The sequence below is a fragment of the Klebsiella sp. C360 genome (assembly GCF_048822415.1).
GTDB lineage: Bacteria > Pseudomonadota > Gammaproteobacteria > Enterobacterales > Enterobacteriaceae > Klebsiella > Klebsiella quasipneumoniae.
On record NZ_JBMEZZ010000001.1, the window covers coordinates 824,732 to 844,603 of the forward strand.

At 60.0% G+C, this 19,872-nt stretch carries 21 protein-coding genes; 6 read left to right on the plus strand and 15 right to left on the minus strand.

The features are described 5' to 3' along the window. Nucleotides 1-35: 35 nt before the first annotated feature. The 12 genes from ACOI7D_RS04170 to ACOI7D_RS04225 form a co-directional block, all read right to left on the minus strand. A complete protein-coding gene (locus ACOI7D_RS04170) occupies nucleotides 36-1,508 on the minus strand; it encodes a sensor histidine kinase (protein WP_044521891.1) in 1,473 nt (490 codons plus the stop codon). Next, nucleotides 1,505-2,221 carry a response regulator transcription factor gene (locus ACOI7D_RS04175; RefSeq protein WP_023288987.1) on the minus strand — a complete coding sequence of 239 codons (717 nt, stop codon included), beginning with the start codon at nucleotides 2,219-2,221 and terminating at the stop codon, nucleotides 1,505-1,507. Before ACOI7D_RS04175 ends, ACOI7D_RS04170 begins: the two co-directional genes overlap by 4 nt. A gap of 78 nt (nucleotides 2,222-2,299) precedes the next feature. After that, entirely contained in the window at nucleotides 2,300-3,427 is a 1,128-nt protein-coding gene (rlmC, locus tag ACOI7D_RS04180; protein WP_023288986.1) for a 23S rRNA (uracil(747)-C(5))-methyltransferase RlmC, read from the minus strand. Nucleotides 3,428-3,468: 41 nt separating this feature from the next. Further along, nucleotides 3,469-3,957, minus strand: a complete 489-nt coding sequence (locus tag ACOI7D_RS04185; RefSeq protein WP_023288985.1) for a YbjO family protein — start codon at nucleotides 3,955-3,957, stop codon at nucleotides 3,469-3,471. A gap of 57 nt (nucleotides 3,958-4,014) precedes the next feature. Continuing rightward, nucleotides 4,015-4,860, minus strand: a complete 846-nt coding sequence (gene potI, locus ACOI7D_RS04190) for a putrescine ABC transporter permease PotI (protein ID WP_023288984.1) — start codon at nucleotides 4,858-4,860, stop codon at nucleotides 4,015-4,017. Beyond that, entirely contained in the window at nucleotides 4,857-5,810 is a 954-nt protein-coding gene (gene potH / locus ACOI7D_RS04195) for a putrescine ABC transporter permease PotH (protein WP_004201331.1), read from the minus strand. Before potH ends, potI begins: the two co-directional genes overlap by 4 nt. A gap of 10 nt (nucleotides 5,811-5,820) precedes the next feature. Further along, on the minus strand, nucleotides 5,821-6,954 hold the full coding sequence (gene potG / locus ACOI7D_RS04200; RefSeq protein WP_044521950.1) for a putrescine ABC transporter ATP-binding subunit PotG: 1,134 nt from the start codon (nucleotides 6,952-6,954) through the stop codon (nucleotides 5,821-5,823). A 161-nt stretch (nucleotides 6,955-7,115) separates the two neighbouring features. Next, nucleotides 7,116-8,228, minus strand: a complete 1,113-nt coding sequence (gene potF, locus ACOI7D_RS04205; RefSeq protein WP_023288982.1) for a spermidine/putrescine ABC transporter substrate-binding protein PotF — start codon at nucleotides 8,226-8,228, stop codon at nucleotides 7,116-7,118. A 348-nt stretch (nucleotides 8,229-8,576) separates the two neighbouring features. Continuing rightward, nucleotides 8,577-9,056, minus strand: a complete 480-nt coding sequence (locus ACOI7D_RS04210; protein WP_002896365.1) for a YbjN domain-containing protein — start codon at nucleotides 9,054-9,056, stop codon at nucleotides 8,577-8,579. 88 nt (nucleotides 9,057-9,144) lie between these two features. After that, nucleotides 9,145-10,047 carry a 30S ribosomal protein S6--L-glutamate ligase gene (gene rimK / locus ACOI7D_RS04215; RefSeq protein WP_023288981.1) on the minus strand — a complete coding sequence of 301 codons (903 nt, stop codon included), beginning with the start codon at nucleotides 10,045-10,047 and terminating at the stop codon, nucleotides 9,145-9,147. A gap of 114 nt (nucleotides 10,048-10,161) precedes the next feature. Next, nucleotides 10,162-10,884 (minus strand): nitroreductase NfsA, encoded by a 723-nt coding sequence (gene nfsA, locus ACOI7D_RS04220; RefSeq protein WP_087824360.1) that lies wholly within the window; start codon nucleotides 10,882-10,884, stop codon nucleotides 10,162-10,164. Beyond that, on the minus strand, nucleotides 10,868-11,155 hold the full coding sequence (locus tag ACOI7D_RS04225) for a YbjC family protein (protein ID WP_004201326.1): 288 nt from the start codon (nucleotides 11,153-11,155) through the stop codon (nucleotides 10,868-10,870). The genes nfsA and ACOI7D_RS04225 overlap by 17 nt, the downstream gene beginning before the upstream one ends. Before the next feature lie 202 nt (nucleotides 11,156-11,357). Here ACOI7D_RS04225 and ACOI7D_RS04230 point away from each other — a divergent pair, with 202 nt between their 5' ends. Then, on the plus strand, nucleotides 11,358-11,621 hold the full coding sequence (locus ACOI7D_RS04230) for a GrxA family glutaredoxin (RefSeq protein ID WP_002896352.1): 264 nt from the start codon (nucleotides 11,358-11,360) through the stop codon (nucleotides 11,619-11,621). 6 nt (nucleotides 11,622-11,627) lie between these two features. On the opposite strand, the gene ybjM is transcribed toward ACOI7D_RS04230, so the two are convergent. Then, the gene (gene ybjM, locus ACOI7D_RS04235; protein WP_002896351.1) at nucleotides 11,628-12,011 is read right to left on the minus strand and encodes an inner membrane protein YbjM; all 384 of its coding nucleotides are present in this window, start codon (nucleotides 12,009-12,011) and stop codon (nucleotides 11,628-11,630) included. 267 nt (nucleotides 12,012-12,278) lie between these two features. Here ybjM and ACOI7D_RS04240 point away from each other — a divergent pair, with 267 nt between their 5' ends. Next, entirely contained in the window at nucleotides 12,279-13,964 is a 1,686-nt protein-coding gene (locus ACOI7D_RS04240; RefSeq protein WP_004179131.1) for an aspartate:alanine antiporter, read from the plus strand. A 178-nt stretch (nucleotides 13,965-14,142) separates the two neighbouring features. Here ACOI7D_RS04240 and ACOI7D_RS04245 read toward each other — a convergent pair whose 3' ends face one another. After that, nucleotides 14,143-14,706 carry a TetR/AcrR family transcriptional regulator gene (locus ACOI7D_RS04245; protein WP_053810610.1) on the minus strand — a complete coding sequence of 188 codons (564 nt, stop codon included), beginning with the start codon at nucleotides 14,704-14,706 and terminating at the stop codon, nucleotides 14,143-14,145. 82 nt (nucleotides 14,707-14,788) lie between these two features. Between ACOI7D_RS04245 and ACOI7D_RS04250 the strand changes: the two genes are divergently transcribed. Continuing rightward, on the plus strand, nucleotides 14,789-15,991 hold the full coding sequence (locus ACOI7D_RS04250; RefSeq protein WP_017900139.1) for an MFS transporter: 1,203 nt from the start codon (nucleotides 14,789-14,791) through the stop codon (nucleotides 15,989-15,991). Continuing rightward, nucleotides 15,991-16,803, plus strand: coding sequence for a Cof-type HAD-IIB family hydrolase (locus ACOI7D_RS04255; protein WP_050532933.1), 813 nt, complete (start codon nucleotides 15,991-15,993; stop codon nucleotides 16,801-16,803). Before ACOI7D_RS04250 ends, ACOI7D_RS04255 begins: the two co-directional genes overlap by 1 nt. Before the next feature lie 38 nt (nucleotides 16,804-16,841). On the opposite strand, the gene kdeA is transcribed toward ACOI7D_RS04255, so the two are convergent. Next, on the minus strand, nucleotides 16,842-18,074 hold the full coding sequence (gene kdeA, locus ACOI7D_RS04260; protein ID WP_004201293.1) for a multidrug efflux MFS transporter KdeA: 1,233 nt from the start codon (nucleotides 18,072-18,074) through the stop codon (nucleotides 16,842-16,844). 326 nt (nucleotides 18,075-18,400) lie between these two features. On the opposite strand from kdeA, the gene ybjG reads away from it, so the two are divergent. Together ybjG and deoR are read left to right on the plus strand one after the other, a co-directional pair. Continuing rightward, nucleotides 18,401-18,994 carry an undecaprenyl-diphosphate phosphatase gene (gene ybjG / locus ACOI7D_RS04265; RefSeq protein ID WP_023288976.1) on the plus strand — a complete coding sequence of 198 codons (594 nt, stop codon included), beginning with the start codon at nucleotides 18,401-18,403 and terminating at the stop codon, nucleotides 18,992-18,994. Nucleotides 18,995-19,096: 102 nt separating this feature from the next. After that, entirely contained in the window at nucleotides 19,097-19,855 is a 759-nt protein-coding gene (gene deoR, locus ACOI7D_RS04270; RefSeq protein WP_023288975.1) for a DNA-binding transcriptional repressor DeoR, read from the plus strand. Nucleotides 19,856-19,872: the final 17 nt, after the last annotated feature.

Genomic DNA, 19,872 nt, shown 5'->3' on the forward strand with positions numbered 1-19,872 from the left:
AGCCGGGTAAGGCGTAGCCGCCACCCGGCAATTTCTCAAAGTGGCACGAAGAACCTGAACCGCGCCCCGCTTACCGACTCCACCAGCCGGATCCCGCCCCCGTGCAGCTCCAGCATCCGTTTCACAATCAGCAGCCCTAACCCACCGCGATCCTCCCGCGACGCCTGGGTAGACAACGCCGACGGCCGCTGGAACAGATCATCACGCAGCGCGGCATCGACGCCCGTTCCGTTGTCTGCCACTTCAACCTGGAGCTGTTGATTCTCCTGCCAGACCGCCAGACGGATCTCCCCGCCGACGGGAGTATGCCGCATCGCGTTATCGAGCAGGTTGGTCACCACCCTCTCAATCATCGACACATCGGCGTTGATCAGCGGCAACGGCCCCGGCACATCAATTTGCAGGTTCACCTCGCGCGTGCGGGCGGTGAGTTCAAACTTCTGCGCCACGTCGGAAATCAGCTCCGCCATCGCGAAACGCTCGCGCTGCGGCTTAATGCTCCCGTGCTCCAGTCGCGCCAGCTCAAACAGCTGCTGTGAAAGATGGCGCACCTTGTTGCCCTGGCGCAGGGCGATGGTGAGATACTGCCTGCGCTCCTCGGCGGTCAGCCTTTCGTCCTTCAGGGTCAGCGTTTCCAGATACCCCAGCAGCGAAGTCAGCGGCGTGCGCAAATCGTGGGAAATATTGGCCACAAATTCGCGGCGCTGGCGGTCGCTGTCTGCCAGTCGATCCCACTGACCGGCTATCTGCCGGGCAAGGTCAATAAAGCGGTTCTCAAGAACCGCTACCTCATTACCGGGCTGTGGCTCCGGCGTGCGGGCCGCCAGGGTTTTGATGGCGCTGATGCTGTCCCGATCGTTCGCCGCCACCTGGGCGGTGAGCTGGCGGACAGGCCGGGTAACCCAGAACCATGCCAGGCCTCCCGCCAGCAGACCAAACAGGGCCACCAGCAGCAGGGTCCACAGAACAATGCTCCACAGCGTTTTTTGCCAGGCGTCGGCCGCCAGCTGATTAAAGGTCTCCCCCTGCAAAATGATATACAGGTAGCCGCGCAGCTGGCCGTCGACGCGCAGCGGGGCGGCGCTGAAGACTTTTCGCCCGTCAAGGCTGCGGGGATCGTCGCCATACACCGGCGACGAACTGCCGGTGAGAAAAACCTGTACCGGCGCCATGTCGATCCGCTGGCGCTGGATATGGCCCGGCGGCGCCGCATCGGCCAGCAGGTCGCCATCCGGCGACAGCAGATAGAGCTCCACGCTGGGATTAAAGGTCATCAGGCGGTCAAACAGCGACTTCAGGGTTTGCCGGTTGACCTCGCCGTGGGCGTCCAGCAGCGGTTCGCGGGCCACAATTTGCTGAGCCAGCCCGGCGGAGAGGCGCTGCACCATGGCGTTGCCATACTGCGCGCTGCTGTGTAACTGAACGGCGCACACCGCCGCCGCGCACAGCATCAGCAGGGAGACCACCACCAGCGCCAGCCGCTGGCTGAGGCTCAGGCGGCGGATCACGGGGCGGCCTCCTGGGTCACCGGGGCGAACTTATAGCCTTTTCCCCAGACGGTCAGAATGATGTCCGGCTCGGCCGGGTCACGTTCGATTTTACTGCGCAGGCGGTTGATATGGGTATTGACCGTGTGCTCATAGCCCTCATGCTGATATCCCCAGACCTGCTCCAGCAGCGCCAGCCGGGAAAACACCTCCCCGGGATGGCGGGCAAAGTAATACAGAAGCTCGAATTCGCGCGGCGTGAGGTCCACCATCTCGCCGCGCAGCCTCACTTCGCGGGACAGCGGATCGATGCTCAGACCATGGCAGGACAGGCGCCCGGCGTCCATCAGCAGGTTCTGCCCCATCGCCTCCTGGCGACGAAACAGCGCTTTAACGCGGGCGATAAGCTCCAGTAACGAAAAGGGTTTCGCCAGATAGTCGTCGGCGCCCATCTCCAGGCCCAGCACACGGTGCATTTCGCTGGTGCGAGCGCTGATGATGATCACCGGCAGATAGCGGGTCATCTGGCGGATGCGCCGGCAGATCTCCAGGCCGTCGACACCGGGCAGCATCAAATCGAGGATCACCGCATCCCAGACCCGCGTTTCCAGTCGGGCGAGGGCCTGGCCGCCATCGGCCTCATGCACAATCTGATAGCCCTCATCCTGCAGATTGAGCCGCAGCAGCGTGGCTATATCCTCATCATCTTCCACCAGCAGAATGGTTTTGGCCATTAGATTCCCCCCACCAATAACAAAACATGCTGCGTCAAGCTTACCCGATTTCGGCGGCGCAAAGCCTTCACATTTTGTTTAAACTTCGCGGACCAGCAGGGTCAGCACTTCGTAGTGGGCGGTATGAGGGAACATATCAAACAGCTGGACCCGCTCGACGCGATAGCCGCTAAGACGGGCAATGTCGGTCGCCATGGTGCGGGCGTTACAGCTGGAATAGATAATGTAGGGCGGCGCCATGCGGCTTAAATAGTCGCACAGTTCAGCGCCAATGCCGCGTCGCGGCGGGTTGACCAGCACCAGCTGCGGGATATCCGCTTCATGCGTGGCGAACCGCGTGGAGTCCAGCGCCTGAAAATGCAGATTGCCGAGCCCCAGCTGCGCGGCAGACTGCCTGGCGCAGGCGATCGCTTCCGGGGCTATCTCTATCCCGGTCAGGCGCATCGCCGGCGTCGCGCAGTGCAGGCCAAAACCGCCGACGCCGCAAAACAGATCCCACATATGCTGGACCGGCAGCGCGCGCACCCAGTCGCGGGCGGTGGCGTACAGCCGGCTGGCTACCGTCGGGTTAGTCTGAAAGAAGCTTTGCGGACGGATCCACAGCGGCACCTCATTAAAGACCTCGCCCAGCGCCTGCTGTTCGGTGAAGAAGATCTCCTGCTCGCCTTCCATGATTGCCATATGCACCGGCTGGATATTCGCCGTGATCACCTTGAGCTGCGGGAACTGTGCCTGAAGCCAGGGCAGCGCGGCGCGCAGCTGGGCCACCTTGGCCTCTGAGCGCAGCACGAAGCGCAGCATCATCTCCCCCTGCTGGCTGGCGGTCAGCAGCAGATATTTCAGCTCCCCGCGCTTGCGCGCGACGTTGTAGGGAGTTAACCCGGCGCGGGCGATAAAGGGCTTCAGGCCGGCAAACACCGGCGCAAACTCGGCGGGATAGAGCGGGCAGTCGGTGAGGTCCACCGGGGTGCCATCGCGGTGCAGCATCCCCAGCAGCGGACGCTCAACGCTGCCGCTGACCACCATTTTGGCCTTGTTACGGAAAGCCGCCTCCGGCCCGCTGACCGGCTCGCCCCAGTCGGCGACGGGGATTGCCGCCAGCAGCGTGCGCAGGTCGGCCATTTTATCGGCGAGCTGTTGCGGAACCGACCGTTCCAGCCATTGACAGGAACGGCAGCGGCCGGCGTCGTAGAGTGCGCAATGCATAATTGACCTTCAAAATTCCAGGGGCGGGGATTGTATCACCGTTATTGCAGGCGGAAAAACCGACGGCAGGTCGCTGGCACAAACAGCAGCGTCAGGACCAGCAGATCCGGCAGTTTTTGCATCACCAGCGAGTGGAAGATCTCCCGTTTGGATTCGCCGGGAATACTGAACAGCTCCGGATACCCGTAGCCCAGCGACGCCGCCCACAGGTAGCCGGCGGCTATCATCTGCGTCAGCAGATAGACCCAGCGCGCCCAGTTGCGCCCTTTCACCAGCGAGAAGGCGCACCAGATTTCGATAAACACCAGCGCCAGGCTGCCGAGGAAGACCAGCGTCAGGTTCCAGGTCTGGACGCTACGGTGTATGAATTCGTTCAGCCCCTGCAGGCCCAACAAATTGAGGATCATCAGCAGATCCAGACCGCGAATCAAAATAATCGCAAAGGCCGCCACCTGCACCAGCGCAGGGACGTTAAGGCGGGCATGCGATGAGCGAGTTTTCGTAAACAATCCCAACGTAATGTCTTCCATGAAAACGGCGCCACAGAGTGGCGCCGACCGGAGGCTGCTGTACCGATTTTAGGTGGTTCAGCCTTGTCTTGCACGCTGGATATCGCGCACTCGCTGCTTTTCTGCGCGGGCCATCAAATACCAGGCGATAAAACCAACAACGCCGACCACGCCGAGGATGAGCGTCGCCAGGGCGTTAATCTCCGGGTTGACCCCCATGCGCACGCTGGAGAAGACCAGCATCGGCAAGGTCGTGGCCCCGGGACCGGAGACAAAGCTGGCGATCACCAGGTCATCCAGCGACAGCGTGAAGGCCAGCAGCCAGCCGGAGATCACCGCTGGCATAATCATCGGCAGCGTGATGACGAAGAAGACCTTCAGCGGCGCGGCGCCCAGATCCATCGCCGCCTCTTCGATCGAGTGGTCCAGCTCACGCAGGCGCGAGGAGATCACCACCGCCACGTAGGCGGTACAGAAGGTGACGTGCGCCAGCCAGATGGTCAGCATCCCGCGATCCGACGGCCAGCCGATGGCATGTCCCAGCGCCACGAACAGCAGCAGCAGCGAGAGCCCGGTGATCACGTCCGGCATGACCAGCGGCGCGGTGATCATAAACGCGAAGCCGTTGGAGCCGCGAAAACGTCCAAAGCGCACCATCACCACCGCGGCAATGGTGCCAAGGATCGCCGCCGCCGTCGCCGCGCAGGCGGCGATAGTCAGGCTGAGCCCCACCGCGCTCATCATCGCGTCATCGTGGAACAGCTCGCTATACCAGCGCGTTGACCACCCGGCCCAGACCGTCACCAGCTTTGAGCTATTGAAGGAGTAGATCACCAGCATCAGCATCGGGGCATAGAGGAAGGTGAACCCGAGCACGAGGATCAGAATGCGCCACGGCGAGCGTACTACCGGCAAGTCGTTCATCCCTGCTCTCCCATCTGTTTTTGCTGGTGCTTATGGAACCACATGATCGGCACGATCAGCAGCAGCAGCATGACAATCGCCACCGCCGAAGCCACCGGCCAGTCACGGTTGTTAAAGAACTCCTGCCACAGCACGCGGCCAATCATAATGCTGTCCGGCCCGCCCAGCAGCTCCGGGATCACGAACTCCCCCACCGCCGGGATAAACACCAGCATGGAGCCAGCGATAATCCCCCCTTTGGTGAGCGGAACGATCACCTGAAAGAAGGTCTTCAGCGGCCGGGCGCCGAGATCCAGCGAGGCCTCCACCAGCGAATAGTCGATGCGGGTCAGCGCGGTGTAGATAGGCAGCACCATAAACGGCAGATAGGCATAGACGATACCGATATATACCGCCAGGTTGGTGTGCAGGATCTCCAGCGGCTGATCGATAACCCCTAGCCACAGCAGGAAGTTATTCAACACCCCGTTGCTTTTCAGCAGTCCCATCCAGGCATAGACGCGGATCAAAAACGACGTCCACGACGGGAGGATCACCAGCAACAGCAGAATATTGCGCGTCGACGGCTTGCTGTGCGCCACCGCCCAGGCCAGCGGATAGCCCAGCAGCAGGCAGCAGAGCGTCGAGATGCCCGCCACCTGCAGCGACTGCAGATAAGCCTCAAAATAGAGCGGATCGTCGGTCAGCTGCAGGAAGTTGGCAAAGTTAAGGGTCAGCGTCAGCTGACCATCCGCCCACTCCATCAGATCGGTGTAGGGAGGGATCGCCCGCGCCATCTCGGCAAGACTTATCTTGAACACGATCAGGAACGGCAGCATAAACAACAGGATCAGCCACAGATAGGGCAGCGCGATCACCAGCTTGCGGCCATGCGCCATCTGCAGGCGCGCCGCCCACAGCGCGAAGCCGCCCGGTTTTTTCGCCCCTGACGGGGATTCAACGGTACTCATCGCCCTCTCCTTACACCGTCAGTACAACGCAGCTGTCCGCATCCCAGCATAAACGCACCTCGTCACCCCAGGTGGGCGTTCCTTTCCGATGGCGGTGCTCATTCTGCAGCTGGGCGCTGATCATCTGCCCGCTTTGCAGGCGCACATGGTAGATGGAGAGATCCCCCAGATAGGCGATATGAATCACCTCGCCGACGGCAAAATTGTAGCCATCCGCCGGCGGCTCATCGCACAGCATGATCTTCTCCGGACGCAGCGCCACCCACACCGGCACGTTGTCCACCACCGAGGCGTCGGGGTCGACCTTCAGCGGATGCACCAGTCCCGGCGAGCGCAGCACCAGGCCATCTTCCAGACGCTCTTTCACCAGCCCTTCAAAGACGTTCACCGAGCCGATGAACTCGGCGCTGTAGCGGGTGGTCGGGTGCTCGTAAATCTCTTCCGGTTCGCCAATCTGCACAAACTTGCCGCGGTTCATGATGGCGATACGGCCCGCCATGGTCATGGCCTCTTCCTGATCGTGAGTCACCATCACGCAGGTCACGCCAACGCGCTCAAGAATATCCACCACCTCCAGCTGCATGCGATCGCGCAGCTTTTTATCCAGCGCCCCCATCGGCTCGTCGAGCAGCAGCAGCTTTGGTCGTTTCGCCAGGCTGCGCGCCAACGCGACGCGCTGGCGCTGACCGCCAGAGAGCTGGTGCGGCTTACGTTTAGCGAACTCCTGCATGTGCACCAGAGCCAGCATCTCCTGCACCCGGGCGGTGATTTCCGCCTTAGGCAGACGATCCTGCTTCAGACCGAAAGCGATATTCTGCTCAACGGTCATATGGGGAAACAGGGCGTAGGACTGGAACATCATATTGATAGGCCGCTGATAGGGCGGTACGCGCGCCAGATCCACGCCGTCGAGCATAATCTGTCCGGCGGTCGGTTGCTCAAAGCCCGCCAGCATGCGCAGCAGGGTCGATTTCCCGCAGCCTGATGCGCCCAGCAGAGCAAAAATTTCGCCTTTATAAATAGTGAGACTGACATCGTCGACAGCGTGCTGGCCATCAAACGACTTGGTTAAGTTACGGATTTCCAGCAGCGGGGTCAGCGCTTTGGGGGCTTTCGCCTGTGGGCGGGGCATTACGTCGTTCAATCGGGTGCTCTCCGGCAAAAAAACGATCACCATATGGTCCGGTGCCATACTTCGTGCTTAACAGTGCAGGTGCACCATCCTGGTGCTTCTGCTCGCCGGGCGCGCTGCCATTTCCCGGCGAGTGCCGTTCTGATACGGCCCGCTTACCGGGCCGTCAGAGTTTATTTACCGCTCTTCACTTTGGTCCACGCGCGGGTGCGCACGCGGTCGATCTTCGGATCCTGCACCTTCAGCGTGAACAGTTTGGCGAACACATCCGCAGGCGGATAAATCGCCGGGTTGTTACGGATAGTCTCGCTGACCAGCGGCGTGGAGGCCTTGTTGCCGTTGGCGTAGAACACCTGGTCGCTGATTTTGGCGATCACATCCGGGCGCATCAGATAGTTAAGGAACTGATAGGCCTCATCTTTATTCTTAGCGTCGGCCGGCATCGCAAAGACGTCAAAGAACGCCAGGGCGCCTTCCTTAGGAATAAAGTAGGAGACGTTGACGCCGTTCTTCGCCTCTTTCGCGCGGTTCGCCGCCTGCCAGACGTCCCCTGCCCAGCCGATCGCCACGCAGATGTCGCCATTGGCGAGGTCGTTAATATATTGCGAAGAGTGGAAGTAGCGAATGTTCGGCCGCAGCTTCAGCAGCAGATCGGTGGCCGGACCGGTGTAATCATTCGCTTTGCTGCTGTTCGGATCCTTGCCAAGGTAGTTCAGCACGGTGGCGAAAATCTCTTCCGGCGCGTCGAGGAAGGAGACGCCGCAGCTTTTCAGTTTTTCAAGGTTCTCCGGCTTCAGCACCAGATCCCAGCTGTCCACCGGCGCATCTTTGCCGAGGACGGCTTTCACTTTATCAACGTTGTAGCCAATGCCCGTCGTCGCCCACAGGTAAGGCATGGCGTATTTATTCTCCGGGTCATGCTTGGCGACCAGCTTCAGCACTTCGGGGTCGAGATTCTTCCAGTTCGGCAGCTTGCTCTTATCCAGCGGCTGGAACACGCCCGCCGCCAGCTGGCGCTCAAGGAAGCTGGCCGATGGCACCACCAGATCGAAACCGGTGCTGCCGGCCATTAATTTACCTTCCAGCACTTCATTGGAATCAAAAACGTCATACACGACTTTAATCCCGGTCTCTTTTTCGAAATTGGCCACGGTGTCCGGCGCAATATAATCAGACCAGTTATAGACATGCAGGGTTTTTTGTTCGGCGGCGAGCGAACCGGCAGAGACGGCCATCAGCGCACCCGTAACCAGACCTGTTAACCATTTTTTACCAAAGGCGGTCATATCTCTTTTCCTTCTCAACGCCCGTTAACTTACGGGCTCAAATATACGCATTTCTACGCATGCAAAAATCATGCATATTTTTTCATTGCCTGAGAAAAGGAGAGCGGATCTCTCCCGGAGTGGTTGCTCGCAACTGGAAGCATCGCCAGAATAACTGTAGCCAGAATAAGAGGCTATAGCCCAGGTAAAAAAACGCCTTTTATCAAATTTTTATGCAATAACGGTCTACGTGATAAGCCAAAACGGCCTGAATGGCGGTGAATAATGCTTTAAAGAAAGGTTAAATGCAGAATAAAAGCGGGTAATACGCAGCCGCTGCGGTAGTGGCTGCGCTAATTTTAGGCAGGTTTAGTGAAGAAAATGGTATTGCACGTTTTCTGCGGCCGGCTCTTCTTCTTCGCCTTTGTACAGCAGCTGATTGGCGCCGGCTTCGAGGATCACCATCGAGATCTGCTCCTCGCTTTGGCGGAAGAACCAGGCGAACTGCTCCATCGTCACCCCGGGGCCGATAGACAGCGACTGGCAGACCACCAGCTTGGGCAAATTATCGTCCTGAATGTCGATAAACGCCTTCACGGTTAACGAACTGGCGTTGATGGCCGAGAGATCCGCCGACAGCGCCAGTAAAGCAGACGGCTTCACCTCCGCCAGGGCGGAAAAGAGCACCACGTTATCCACCAGGTCAATTTTGGCATCAAAAATACCGTCGAAATTCTGCATATGCGGCAGGTGCAATGCCTGACAGGAATCGCACTCAAAAAAGCTGATGCCGATCTCATCCAGCCAGCGACGTAGCGTATCCAGACCTGGAACGACCAGTGAATCCATAGTGCCTGTGACCTCTTACAGTGGAAAAACGACGCCATAGCTTACGCAAAAAAAGCGCCGCATACCATGACAGTCTTGCATCCGGCGGTTAGCCGCCTATTTTCAAACAGAATTCCGGTGTCGCCTGGCGCTCGATCCAGGCGATCATCCTGCTGGCGATGTCCACGCCGGAGGTGGTTTCCACGCCTTCCAGTCCGGGCGAGGCATTCACCTCCATCACCAGCGGCCCGCGGGTGGCGCGTAAAATATCGACACCGGCGACGTCCAGGCCCAGGGTTTGCGTCGCCTTGATGGCAATGGCGCGCTCCTCATCGCTAATCTGCGCCACCGTAGCCATGCCGCCACGGTGCAGGTTAGAGCGAAAATCGCCCTCTTTCGCCCGCCGTTCGATCGCCGCCACCACCTCATTGCCGACCACCAGGCAGCGAATATCGCAGCCTTTCGCCTCGGCAATGTACTCCTGCACCAGGATGTGGGCGTTCAGCCCGCGAAAGGCGTCGATCACGCTCTCCGCCGCCTGGCGGGTCTCCGCCAGCACCACGCCGATCCCCTGGGTGCCCTCCACCAGCTTCACCACCAGCGGCGCGCCGCCGACCATGGCGATCAGATCGCTGGTGTCATCGGGGGAGTGAGCGATGCCGGTCAGCGGCAGATCGATGCCCTGGCGCGCCAGCAGCTGCAGCGAGCGCAGCTTATCGCGAGCGCGGGTGATGGCGACCGATTCGTTCAGCGGATAGCTTCCCAGGAGCTCAAACTGACGCAGGGCCGCGGTGCCATAGTAGGTAATCGCCGAGCCAATGCGCGGGATCACCGCATCAAAGTGCGGCAGCTGGCGCCCTTTATAGTGGATCGAAGAGGCCACCGGGCTGACGTTCATATAACAGGAAAGCGGATCGAGGATCTCGACCTGATGCCCGCGCTGTTGCGCCGCTTCGCGCAGGCGTCGACATGAATAAAGCGTTCCATCCCGGGATAATATGGCAATTTTCATCCTGCACCTCTGCAAAAAGACCCGCACTGGCGGGCCTCAGCTATCGAACACACATCCACCTTTCCTGCCGCCAGCGGCGGATACCGCCTGGCCGGAGCAGCAGTGTACACGTAATCAGCGCGTTGCCCACCCCTGCTTATGCAGATAGTCGAGAATAAACGGACGACTCTCTTTCACGATAGTGCGACGGATATGATCGCTCCAGGTATCGCGGCGGGCGTTGCTGCCGCGCGACAGATAATAGTGCGCCAGCTGTTCGTCATACTCCGCCAGCAGCGCGTGATCCAGCGGCTGATAGCGGTTCTCATGCACCAGCATGGCGGCCGGCATCCGCGGCTTGATGTCCGGGTTATCCGCCGGCCAGCCAAGGCAAAGACCGAACAGCGGCAGGACGTGCTGCGGCAGCTCCAGCAGCTCGGTCACCGCCTCGATGCTGTTGCGCAAGCCGCCGATATAGACGCCACCCAGCCCGAGGGACTCGGCGGCGGTCAGCGCGTTTTGCGCCAGCAGCGCCGTATCGACAACGCCGATCAGCAGCTGTTCCGCCAGCCCCAGCTCCGCCTGCGGGCAGATCTGCAGGTGGCGGTTAAAGTCGGCGCAGAAGACCCAAAACTCCGCCGCCTGGGCGACGTGCTGCTGGCCGCCGGTCAGCGGGACCAGACGTTCACGCAGGGCCGGGTCGGTAATACGGATGATGGAGGTGCACTGTAAAAAACTCGAGGTAGATGCCGCTTGCGCGCTGGCGATAATCGCCGCGCGCTGTTCGTCGCTCACGGGCGCATCGGTGAAGTGGCGGATAGAACGGTGGCTGCGCAGCAGCTCAATGGTCGGCGTCATTTCGTTTTTCTCTGTCAGACAAGGATTCAGGCTCAGGAGAGTGGGTTAACTGCGGGGCCACGATCTGCGCCATCCGCCACATCACGACGATGGCGGCGGGGATCATCAGCACGATCCCGGCAAAGAGCATCACCAGCGCCGCGGTCGGGCTGGCAATGGGCGCAGGCAGCTGGACATACTGGTTAAGCGAGAGCCAGGCGAGGGTTAACAGCCCCATCCCGAGGATCTCAACCAGCAGTATGCTTTTTGGCAACGGGGCAAATTTTCGCATCACGCCTCTCCGGTTGATAAACGCGGCGCGCCAGCCAATGCCACCGCGCCGCCGGGTCAGTATACGGGTTTTGATAGTACGACATTTATCAAACATAGCCGTAAACCATCGAAGCAAAAGGCAGAACCTTCTTTCCCTCACCGGCCAATGCAGGCATCATAAGCGCCATTCGCCATCCGGCTGAGGTTTAAGGAGAGAAGCAATGTTTACCGTTATTTTTGGTCGTCCAGGCTGCCCTTACTGCGTTCGCGCCAAAGAGCTGGCAGAAAAACTGACCAACGAGCGTGATGACTTTAACTACCGTTACGTGGATATTCACGCCGAAGGCATCAGCAAAGCTGATCTGGAAAAAACCGTCGGCAAACCGGTTGAAACCGTACCGCAGATTTTCGTCGACCAGAAACACATCGGCGGTTGCACCGATTTCGAAGCCTGGGCGAAAGAGAACCTTGGCCTGTTTGCCTGAGTAAATTTATTTACTCGATGAATGACTGCGCCAGGTATCAAGCCAGGCGCAGATAAACAAAAAGCACAACGCCCCGAGCGCACACCAGAACACCGCGCTCAGTACCCACGCCATCTCCTGCCAGAACGTCCGGTGCGTGACGAAAAACAGCCGCATCGTCACCATACAGACCGGCGCCGCCAGTATCGCGCCGAGCAAAGGACGCAGCACCCGCCGTCCGGGAGAGAGACAGCTCGCCGCCGCCCCTGGCAGCAAAAAGAAGAGCAGGCCCAGCTCCGGGTTGCCGCTGGCGCGAAAGGCCCCTTTCATATGTAACAACAACGATAAGCACACCACAATGAACAGAACGAAGCCACAGATAATGCCGGCCCAACTACGCTCAGATTTCACCGTATCCTCCTGATGTTGCCTCTAACTCACGTCCACGTCGCCCAGTCAGATAAAGCATTTCGGCAATCCATGCCAATAACTCCCCTACCAGCCTAAAAACGATTGTCACTAGCCGCCGCATCCAGGAAGGATTAAACTAGCGGGTATATTTTTGCTGGTTATAACAGGGTGCCAGAATAGGTTCGCGACAACGCGAACGCCTGAGCAACCTTAGACCAAATAACCATTTCCTTCAACAACTTACTAGTAAACGAGAAGTTGGCTTTCGTGAATATAAACGTCGCAGATTTGTTAAACGGGAATTACATCCTGTTATTATTCGTTGTACTTGCATTAGGACTATGCCTGGGAAAACTGCGTCTCGGCTCAGTACAACTTGGTAATTCCATTGGCGTTTTAGTCGTTTCTCTATTATTAGGTCAGCAGCATTTCGCGATTAACACCGATGCCCTTAATCTCGGCTTTATGTTGTTTATTTTTTGCGTCGGCGTGGAAGCCGGTCCTAACTTTTTTTCGATTTTTTTCCGCGACGGGAAAAACTATCTGATGCTGGCCCTGGTGATGGTCGGCAGCGCGATGCTGATCGCCATGGTGCTGGGTAAAGTGTTCGGCTGGGATATCGGGCTCACCGCCGGTATGCTGGCGGGGGCGATGACCTCCACCCCGGTGCTGGTGGGCGCGGGGGACACCCTGCGCCATTTCGGCCTGCCCAGCGATCAGCTGGCGCAGTCGCTTGACCACCTGAGCCTCGGCTATGCCCTGACCTACCTGGTTGGTCTGGTGAGCCTGATCGTCGGCGCCCGCTATATGCCCAAGCTGCAGCATCAGGATCTGCAGACCAGCGCCCAGCAAATCGCCCGCGAGCGCGGCCTCGATACCGATTCCAAACGTAAAGTCTACCTGCCGGTGATCCGCGCCTATCGCGTCGGCCCGGAGCTGGTGGCATGGGCGGATGGCAAAAATCTGCGCGAGCTGGGCATTTATCGCCAGACCGGCTGCTATATCGAACGCATCCGCCGCAACGGCATTCTGGCCAACCCGGACGGCGACGCGGTGCTGCAGATGGGCGACGATATTGCGCTGGTGGGCTACCCGGACGCGCACGCCCGCCTCGACCCGAGCTTCCGCAACGGTAAAGAGGTGTTCGACCGCGACCTGCTCGACATGCGCATCGTCACCGAAGAGATTGTGGTCAAAAACCACAACGCCGTCGGCCGCCGCCTGGCGCAGCTCAAGCTTACCGATCACGGCTGCTTCCTGAACCGGGTCATTCGCAGCCAGATCGAGATGCCTATCGACGACAACGTGGTGCTGAACAAAGGCGACGTGCTGCAGGTCAGCGGCGACGCCCGCCGCGTGAAGACCGTAGCCGACCGCATCGGCTTTATCTCCATTCACAGCCAGGTGACCGACCTCCTCGCCTTCTGCGCCTTCTTTATCGTCGGCCTGATGATCGGCATGATCACCTTCCAGTTCAGCTCCTTCAGCTTCGGCATCGGCAACGCTGCCGGCCTGCTGTTCGCCGGCATCATGCTTGGCTTCCTGCGCGCCAACCACCCAACCTTCGGCTATATCCCGCAGGGGGCGCTGAACATGGTGAAAGAGTTTGGCCTGATGGTGTTTATGGCCGGGGTCGGGCTCAGCGCCGGGGCCGGGATCAATAACGGGCTGGGCGCCGTCGGCGGCCAGATGCTGGCGGCCGGGCTTATCGTCAGCCTGGTGCCGGTGGTGATCTGCTTCCTGTTCGGCGCCTACGTGCTGCGCATGAACCGGGCGATGCTGTTCGGCGCCATGATGGGGGCCCGCACCTGCGCGCCGGCGATGGAGATCATCAGCGATACTGCGCGCAGCAATATTCCGGCGCTCGGCTATGCGGGCACCTACGCCATCGCCAACGTGCTGCTCACCCTCGCCGGGACGCTCATCGTGATCATCTGGCCAGGGCTACAATAAATTTTTTGCGAAAAAAGCCGCCACAGGCAGAACTTTTTCTCAGGGCATCAGTCATAAGTAATGCCACTGCTTTTCTTTGATGTCCCCATTTTGTGGAGCCCATCAACCCCGCCACTTCGGTTCAAGGTTGATGGGTTTTTTGTTGCCTGCGTTTAGCCATTCCGGCTGAAACGCCGCCTCAGCGCCCCTCTTCCTGCGCCCTCTCCCCTGCCAGCTGCCCGACCATCATGCGGATCGCCGCCTTTGACAGCGGCGCGCGATCGGTGACAAAGTGCAGGGTCATCCCTTCAATAAAGGCGTCGAGGCCGCGGGCGGTGTCAGGGGCAAACCACTGCTCCAGCGTCTGCTGGCTGCGCCGCATCCAGTTCTGCATCACCGCCTTCAGCGCTGGCTGGCTGCTACAGAACGCGTACAGCTGGTACATCAGCTCCATATTGCGCGCCGTGGTCACCTGGGCGCTGAAGATCAGCTCCGCGATGGCATCGCAGGCTTGTTGCCGGTTCGCTACCCCGGCGAAGCTTTGCTGATACTGCGCCGACATCTCGGCGGTAAACAGGCTGAACGCCTCCTCGATCAGCGCCTCGATGCCACTGAAATAGTAGGTCAGCGACCCCAGCGGCACATTCGCGCAGGTGGCGATTTTACGGTGCGTCACCGCATGGACGCCGTGCGCCGCGATGGTGTCCAGCGTCGCCTGCAGGATGCGCTCGCGGCGCTGCGGATCGTTCGGTCTACGGGCCATGATTTTCCTCTTCCGGTTTATGTACAAATGTACACATGCTTGCTACTGTTGTCTTCACTCTTCTCCTTTAAGGCGTTTACGGATGACGACGCAATCTTCGCGCAGAGCGCTCCAGCTTCGACTGTGGGCGCTGTTTATGTTCTTTTTCATCCCCGGCTTATTAATGGCTTCCTGGGCCACCCGCACGCCGGCGATCCGCGATCTGCTGGCGCTTTCTACCGCAGAGATGGGCGTCGTGCTGTTTGGCCTGTCGGTGGGATCGATGAGCGGTATTCTCTGCTCGGCGTGGCTGGTGAAGCGCTTTGGCACCCGCAAGGTCATCCGCACCACCATGTCCTTCGCCGTACTCGGCATGCTGGTGCTCAGCCTGGCGCTGTGGCTTGCCTCCGCCCCGCTGTTCGCCTTCGGTCTGGCCATCTTTGGCGCCAGCTTTGGCTCGGCAGAGGTCGCCATTAACGTCGAGGGCGCGGCGGTTGAGCGGGAGATGAATAAAACGGTGCTGCCGATGATGCACGGCTTCTACAGCTTTGGCACCCTGTTCGGCGCCGGGGTGGGCATGGCGGTGACCGGGTTCGGCCTGCCCGCCGCCCCGCATATCCTGGCGGCCGCGCTGGTGGCCATTCTGCCCATCGCCATTGCCATCCGCGCCATTCCGGAGGGTACCGGTAAAAATGCCGCCGAAGCCGCCCACGGCGAGGCGAAAGGTCTGCCGGTATGGCGCGACGCGCAGTTGCTGCTTATCGGGGTCATCGTCCTGGCGATGGCCTTTGCCGAAGGCTCGGCCAATGACTGGCTGCCGCTGCTGATGGTGGACGGCCACGGCTTTAGCCCCACCTCCGGCTCGCTGATCTATGCCGGCTTCACCCTCGGCATGACGCTGGGCCGCTTTACCGGCGGCTGGTTTATCGATCGCTACAGCCGGGTGACGGTGGTTCGTGGCAGCGCGGTGATGGGCGCTCTGGGCATTGGCCTGATTATCTTCGTCGACAACCCCTGGGTGGCGGGCATTTCGGTGCTGCTGTGGGGCATTGGCGCCTCGCTCGGCTTCCCGTTGACCATCTCCGCCGCCAGCGATACCGGTCCGGATGCCCCTAAGCGCGTCAGCGTGGTGGCGATTACCGGGTATCTTGCTTTCCTCGTCGGGCCGCCGCTGCTGGGCTTCCTCGGCGAGCATTTCGGCCTGCGCAGCGCCATGATGGTGGTGCTGGGCCTGGTGATGGTGGCGGCGCTGGTCGCCCGCGCGGTGGCTAAGCCACAGTCTGAACCCGTTATGGAGAACAGCTAATGAGCATCAAACTGATTGCGGTGGATATGGACGGCACCTTTTTAAGCGATGCCAAAACTTACAACCGGCCGCGCTTCCTCGCCCAGTATCAGCGAATGCGCGAGCAAAACATTCGCTTCGTGGTCGCCAGCGGCAACCAGTACTACCAGCTGATCTCCTTCTTCCCGGAGATCGCCCACCAGATCGCCTTCGTGGCGGAAAACGGCGGCTGGGTGGTGAGCGACAATGAAGACGTCTTCAACTGCCAGCTGCCGGTTCACCATTTCAACGCCGTGGTCGACCATCTGCAGACGCTGCCGAATATCGAAATCATCGCCTGCGGGAAGCGCAGCGCCTACACCCTCAACCGCTACAACGACGCGCTGAAGACGGTGGCGGCGAAGTATTATCACCGCCTTGAACTGGTGGATGATTTTAACCATCTCGATGACACCATCCTCAAATTTGGTCTCAACGTGCCGGACCGCCTGATCCCGGAAATTCAGCCGAGGCTGCACGCGGCGCTGGGGGACATGGTGACCGCAGTGGCCACCGGCTACGGCAGCATCGACTTAATTATCCCGGGGGTGCACAAAGCCAACGGCCTGCGTATTTTGCAGCAGCGCTGGGGCATCGAGGATCATGAGGTGGTGGCGTTCGGCGACAGCGGCAACGATATCGAAATGCTGCAGCACGCCGGGTTTGGCTTCGCCATGGCCAACGCCCGGGAAGACGTCAAAGCCGTCGCCCGCTATCATGCGCCGCACAACAACGAAGAGGGGGTTCTGCAGATTATCGATAAGGTGTTGGATCGCGAAGCGCCGTTCGCCTGATAAGACCCGGATGCAAGCGCATCCGGGTTGAAAACCGGTTACCCCTGCTGCGAATTGCCGACGCTTTTATCTTTCAGGAAGTAGATCATCAGCCCCAGCCACAGCACCCCGCCCAGCAGGTTAAACAGGCTGAACAGCCCATTGCCGCCCAGCTCGTAAGCATGTTTGCTGAGCTCTATGCCGACGGTGAAGATCAGCATCTGCAGCATTCCCATCGCCGCCGAAACCGTGCCTTTGCTCATCTCGCTGGCGAACAGGGTTAAGCGCACCAGGCCGGCGTTCGCCAGGCCAATCCCGAAGGCGTAGAAGCTCAGGCCGGCGGTCATCCACAGATAGGCGTGGGAAGAGACCACCGTCGCCGCCGCGGAGAGGAGCAGGCCAAACACGATCGGCCAGCCGCCCATGATAATCAGCGAGCGCACGGTACGGCGCGAAGTCAGGCGCGCCAGCACCAGGTTGCCGGCAATCAGCGCGCCGAAAATCGGCACCTGCAGCATGCCATACTCATAGCTGGTGGCTTGTTCGCCGCTGATAATAATGACCGGCGACTGGGCAATCCACGCCAGCAGCGGCAGGCTGACAAAGCCGGTGGCCAGCGCGCCGGCGACGAAGCGCAGGTTTTTCAGCACCAGGCGATAATCGCGGCCCAGCTCTTTGACCGACAGCTTTTCACCCAGCCGCGTCGCGGTCTCCGGCATCGCCCGCTGCAGGCCGACAAACGAGATGGCCGCCAGCACGGCGAACAGCACGAACATCATCTCCCACGGCAGGATATGCACCCAGGCGGCGCCCACCAGCGGCCCCAGCAGCGGAGCAATCAGCGCCACGTTGGCCATCAGGGCAGTGATTTTAATACACACCGCCTCCTCAAAGGACTCCTGGATCGCCGCGTAGCCGACCGCGCCGATAAAGCACAGGCTGATCCCCTGCAGGAAGCGCAGCAGGGTGAACTGCTCAATGGTCTGCGCCAGCAGCGTCGCCAGGCAGGTGACGATAAACCACACCACCCCGGTCAACATCACCGGACGGCGGCCAATGCGGTCCGACAGCGGCCCCAGCAGCCACTGTAAAAACATGCCGCCGGCCAGATAGGCGGTCATCGAGGTGGGTACCCACTCGTTGCCCACCTGGAATTCCTGAACCACGGCCAGCATACCCGGCTGGATCATATCGTTGCCGATATAGGTGGAAAACTCGTACAGCACCAGACATAGCGGGAACAGCAGCGCCTGCCTTCCGAGGCGGCGGCCTGAAAGCGAATAATTTTGCATGAAATCTCTTATCTATCAAAAATCGCGCAAAGTGTAATGAAACTCCCGGCGCGGAGATAGTGAATTGTGGGTGACACCGCACAATATTGCGAGTTGCGCGCCATCGTCAGGCTTCTTCTTTGCAATTCACTCGGCGTATATATTCCGTTTATGTTTCAGCAATGTGACAAAGGATATACTGACGCTTTTCAGGGGGTTAGCGCCGCGCCTCAGGAGGCGACATTTCATAACAACCTGATCTTTAAGACAATGCTGCTTTATCTCCGCACCGCTTTTATTTAGGGTAGGCGGCTTATTTGCTATCGGACCAACGAGCCTGGAAGTCTATGCTGGAAAATATTAACTACGCGCTGTTCGCCCTGCTCAACGCGACCCCGGCCTCGCCGCAGTGGGCCATTGAGGTGGCGATTTTCATCGCTAAAGATTTGATTCTGATCGTGCCCCTGCTGGTGGTGACCTTGTGGCTGTGGGGGCCTGCCCAGCGGCAGATGGTTTTTAAGCTGATGCTGGCGCTGACGATCAGCCTGACCGTCTCATGGGCGATCGGCCACCTCTATCCGCACGATCGGCCGTTTGTCGCCGGCGTGGGCTATAACTTCCTGCACCATGCGGCGGACGACTCCTTCCCCAGCGACCATGGCACCGTCAGCTTTACCTTTGCCCTGGCCTTTCTGTTCTGGCATCGCCTGTGGTCCGGCGCCCTGCTGATGGCCCTTGCCGCCGCCATCGCCTGGTCCCGCGTCTATCTCGGCGTCCACTGGCCGCTGGACATGGTTGGCGGCCTGCTGGCCGGGATGTGCGGCTGCCTTGGCGCGGCGCTAATCTGGCATACTGTCGGCCCGGCGCTGTACCGTCAGCTGCAGCGCCTCTATCGCCTCTGCTTCTCCCTGCCGATCCGCAAAGGCTGGGTGCGCGGCTAAACGCCGACCGTCGCGGCGGCCACCGCGTGACTAACCCGCAAGCGACAGGTAAAATCCCGCTAACGCCCTGCCTCCGCAGGGCGATTTTAGCGCAGAGGGAATATGGAAACTCGCCGTGACGAACGCATCAGTCAACTCATTCAGGCACTCAAGCGCAGCGATAAGCTGCATCTGAAAGAAGCGGCCTCCCTGCTTGGGGTGTCGGAAATGACCATTCGTCGCGACCTCAACGGCCACAGCGGTCCGGTCGTGCTGCTCGGCGGATACATTGTGCTGGAGCCGCGCAGCGCCACCCATTACCTGCTCAGCGACCAAAAGACCCGGCTGGTCGAGGAGAAACGCCGCGCCGCCCGCCATGCGGCTGCGCTGCTGGAGCCCCATCAGATGGCCTTCTTCGACTGCGGGACCACCACCCCGTGGATCATCGACGCCATTGACGATGCCTTGCCCTTCACCGGCGTCTGCTACTCCCTGAACACCTTTCTGGCCCTGCAGGAAAAGCCCCAGTGCCGCGCGGTCCTGTGTGGTGGAGAATTTCATGCCAGCAACGCGATTTTTATGCCGCTGAGCCTTGAGGATACCCTCAGCCATCTGAGCCCTGACATCGCCTTTTACTCGGCGGCGGGCATTGACTGCGAACAGGGGGCGACCTGCTATAACCTGGAGGAGCTGCCGGTCAAACACTGGGCGATGCGACACGCGCGCTACCATGTACTGGTGGTCGACCACAGCAAGTTTGGCAAAGTGCGTCCGGCGCGCATGGGGGCGTTAGCGAAGTTTGACGTGATCGCCAGCGATATCTGCCCGGATGATGAGCTGGTGGCGCTGGCGAAGGCACAGCAGATCTCCCTGCTGTATTGAAGCGTCACTATTGAAGC

Coding starts and splice junctions, on each gene's coding strand:
- ACOI7D_RS04210 (WP_002896365.1), bottom strand. CDS start 9,056: ATGGATTCACTGGTCGTTCCAGGTCTGGATACGCTACGTCGCTGGCTG.
- potI (WP_023288984.1), bottom strand. CDS start 4,860: ATGAACGACTTGCCGGTAGTACGCTCGCCGTGGCGCATTCTGATCCTC.
- ACOI7D_RS04255 (WP_050532933.1), top strand. CDS start 15,991: ATGAGCATCAAACTGATTGCGGTGGATATGGACGGCACCTTTTTAAGC.
- potH (WP_004201331.1), bottom strand. CDS start 5,810: ATGAGTACCGTTGAATCCCCGTCAGGGGCGAAAAAACCGGGCGGCTTC.
- ACOI7D_RS04175 (WP_023288987.1), bottom strand. CDS start 2,221: ATGGCCAAAACCATTCTGCTGGTGGAAGATGATGAGGATATAGCCACG.
- rlmC (WP_023288986.1), bottom strand. CDS start 3,427: ATGCATTGCGCACTCTACGACGCCGGCCGCTGCCGTTCCTGTCAATGG.
- potF (WP_023288982.1), bottom strand. CDS start 8,228: ATGACCGCCTTTGGTAAAAAATGGTTAACAGGTCTGGTTACGGGTGCG.
- kdeA (WP_004201293.1), bottom strand. CDS start 18,074: ATGCAAAATTATTCGCTTTCAGGCCGCCGCCTCGGAAGGCAGGCGCTG.
- rimK (WP_023288981.1), bottom strand. CDS start 10,047: ATGAAAATTGCCATATTATCCCGGGATGGAACGCTTTATTCATGTCGA.
- deoR (WP_023288975.1), top strand. CDS start 19,097: ATGGAAACTCGCCGTGACGAACGCATCAGTCAACTCATTCAGGCACTC.
- ACOI7D_RS04225 (WP_004201326.1), bottom strand. CDS start 11,155: ATGCGAAAATTTGCCCCGTTGCCAAAAAGCATACTGCTGGTTGAGATC.
- ACOI7D_RS04245 (WP_053810610.1), bottom strand. CDS start 14,706: ATGGCCCGTAGACCGAACGATCCGCAGCGCCGCGAGCGCATCCTGCAG.
- nfsA (WP_087824360.1), bottom strand. CDS start 10,884: ATGACGCCGACCATTGAGCTGCTGCGCAGCCACCGTTCTATCCGCCAC.
- ACOI7D_RS04250 (WP_017900139.1), top strand. CDS start 14,789: ATGACGACGCAATCTTCGCGCAGAGCGCTCCAGCTTCGACTGTGGGCG.
- ybjG (WP_023288976.1), top strand. CDS start 18,401: ATGCTGGAAAATATTAACTACGCGCTGTTCGCCCTGCTCAACGCGACC.
- ACOI7D_RS04185 (WP_023288985.1), bottom strand. CDS start 3,957: ATGGAAGACATTACGTTGGGATTGTTTACGAAAACTCGCTCATCGCAT.
- ACOI7D_RS04230 (WP_002896352.1), top strand. CDS start 11,358: ATGTTTACCGTTATTTTTGGTCGTCCAGGCTGCCCTTACTGCGTTCGC.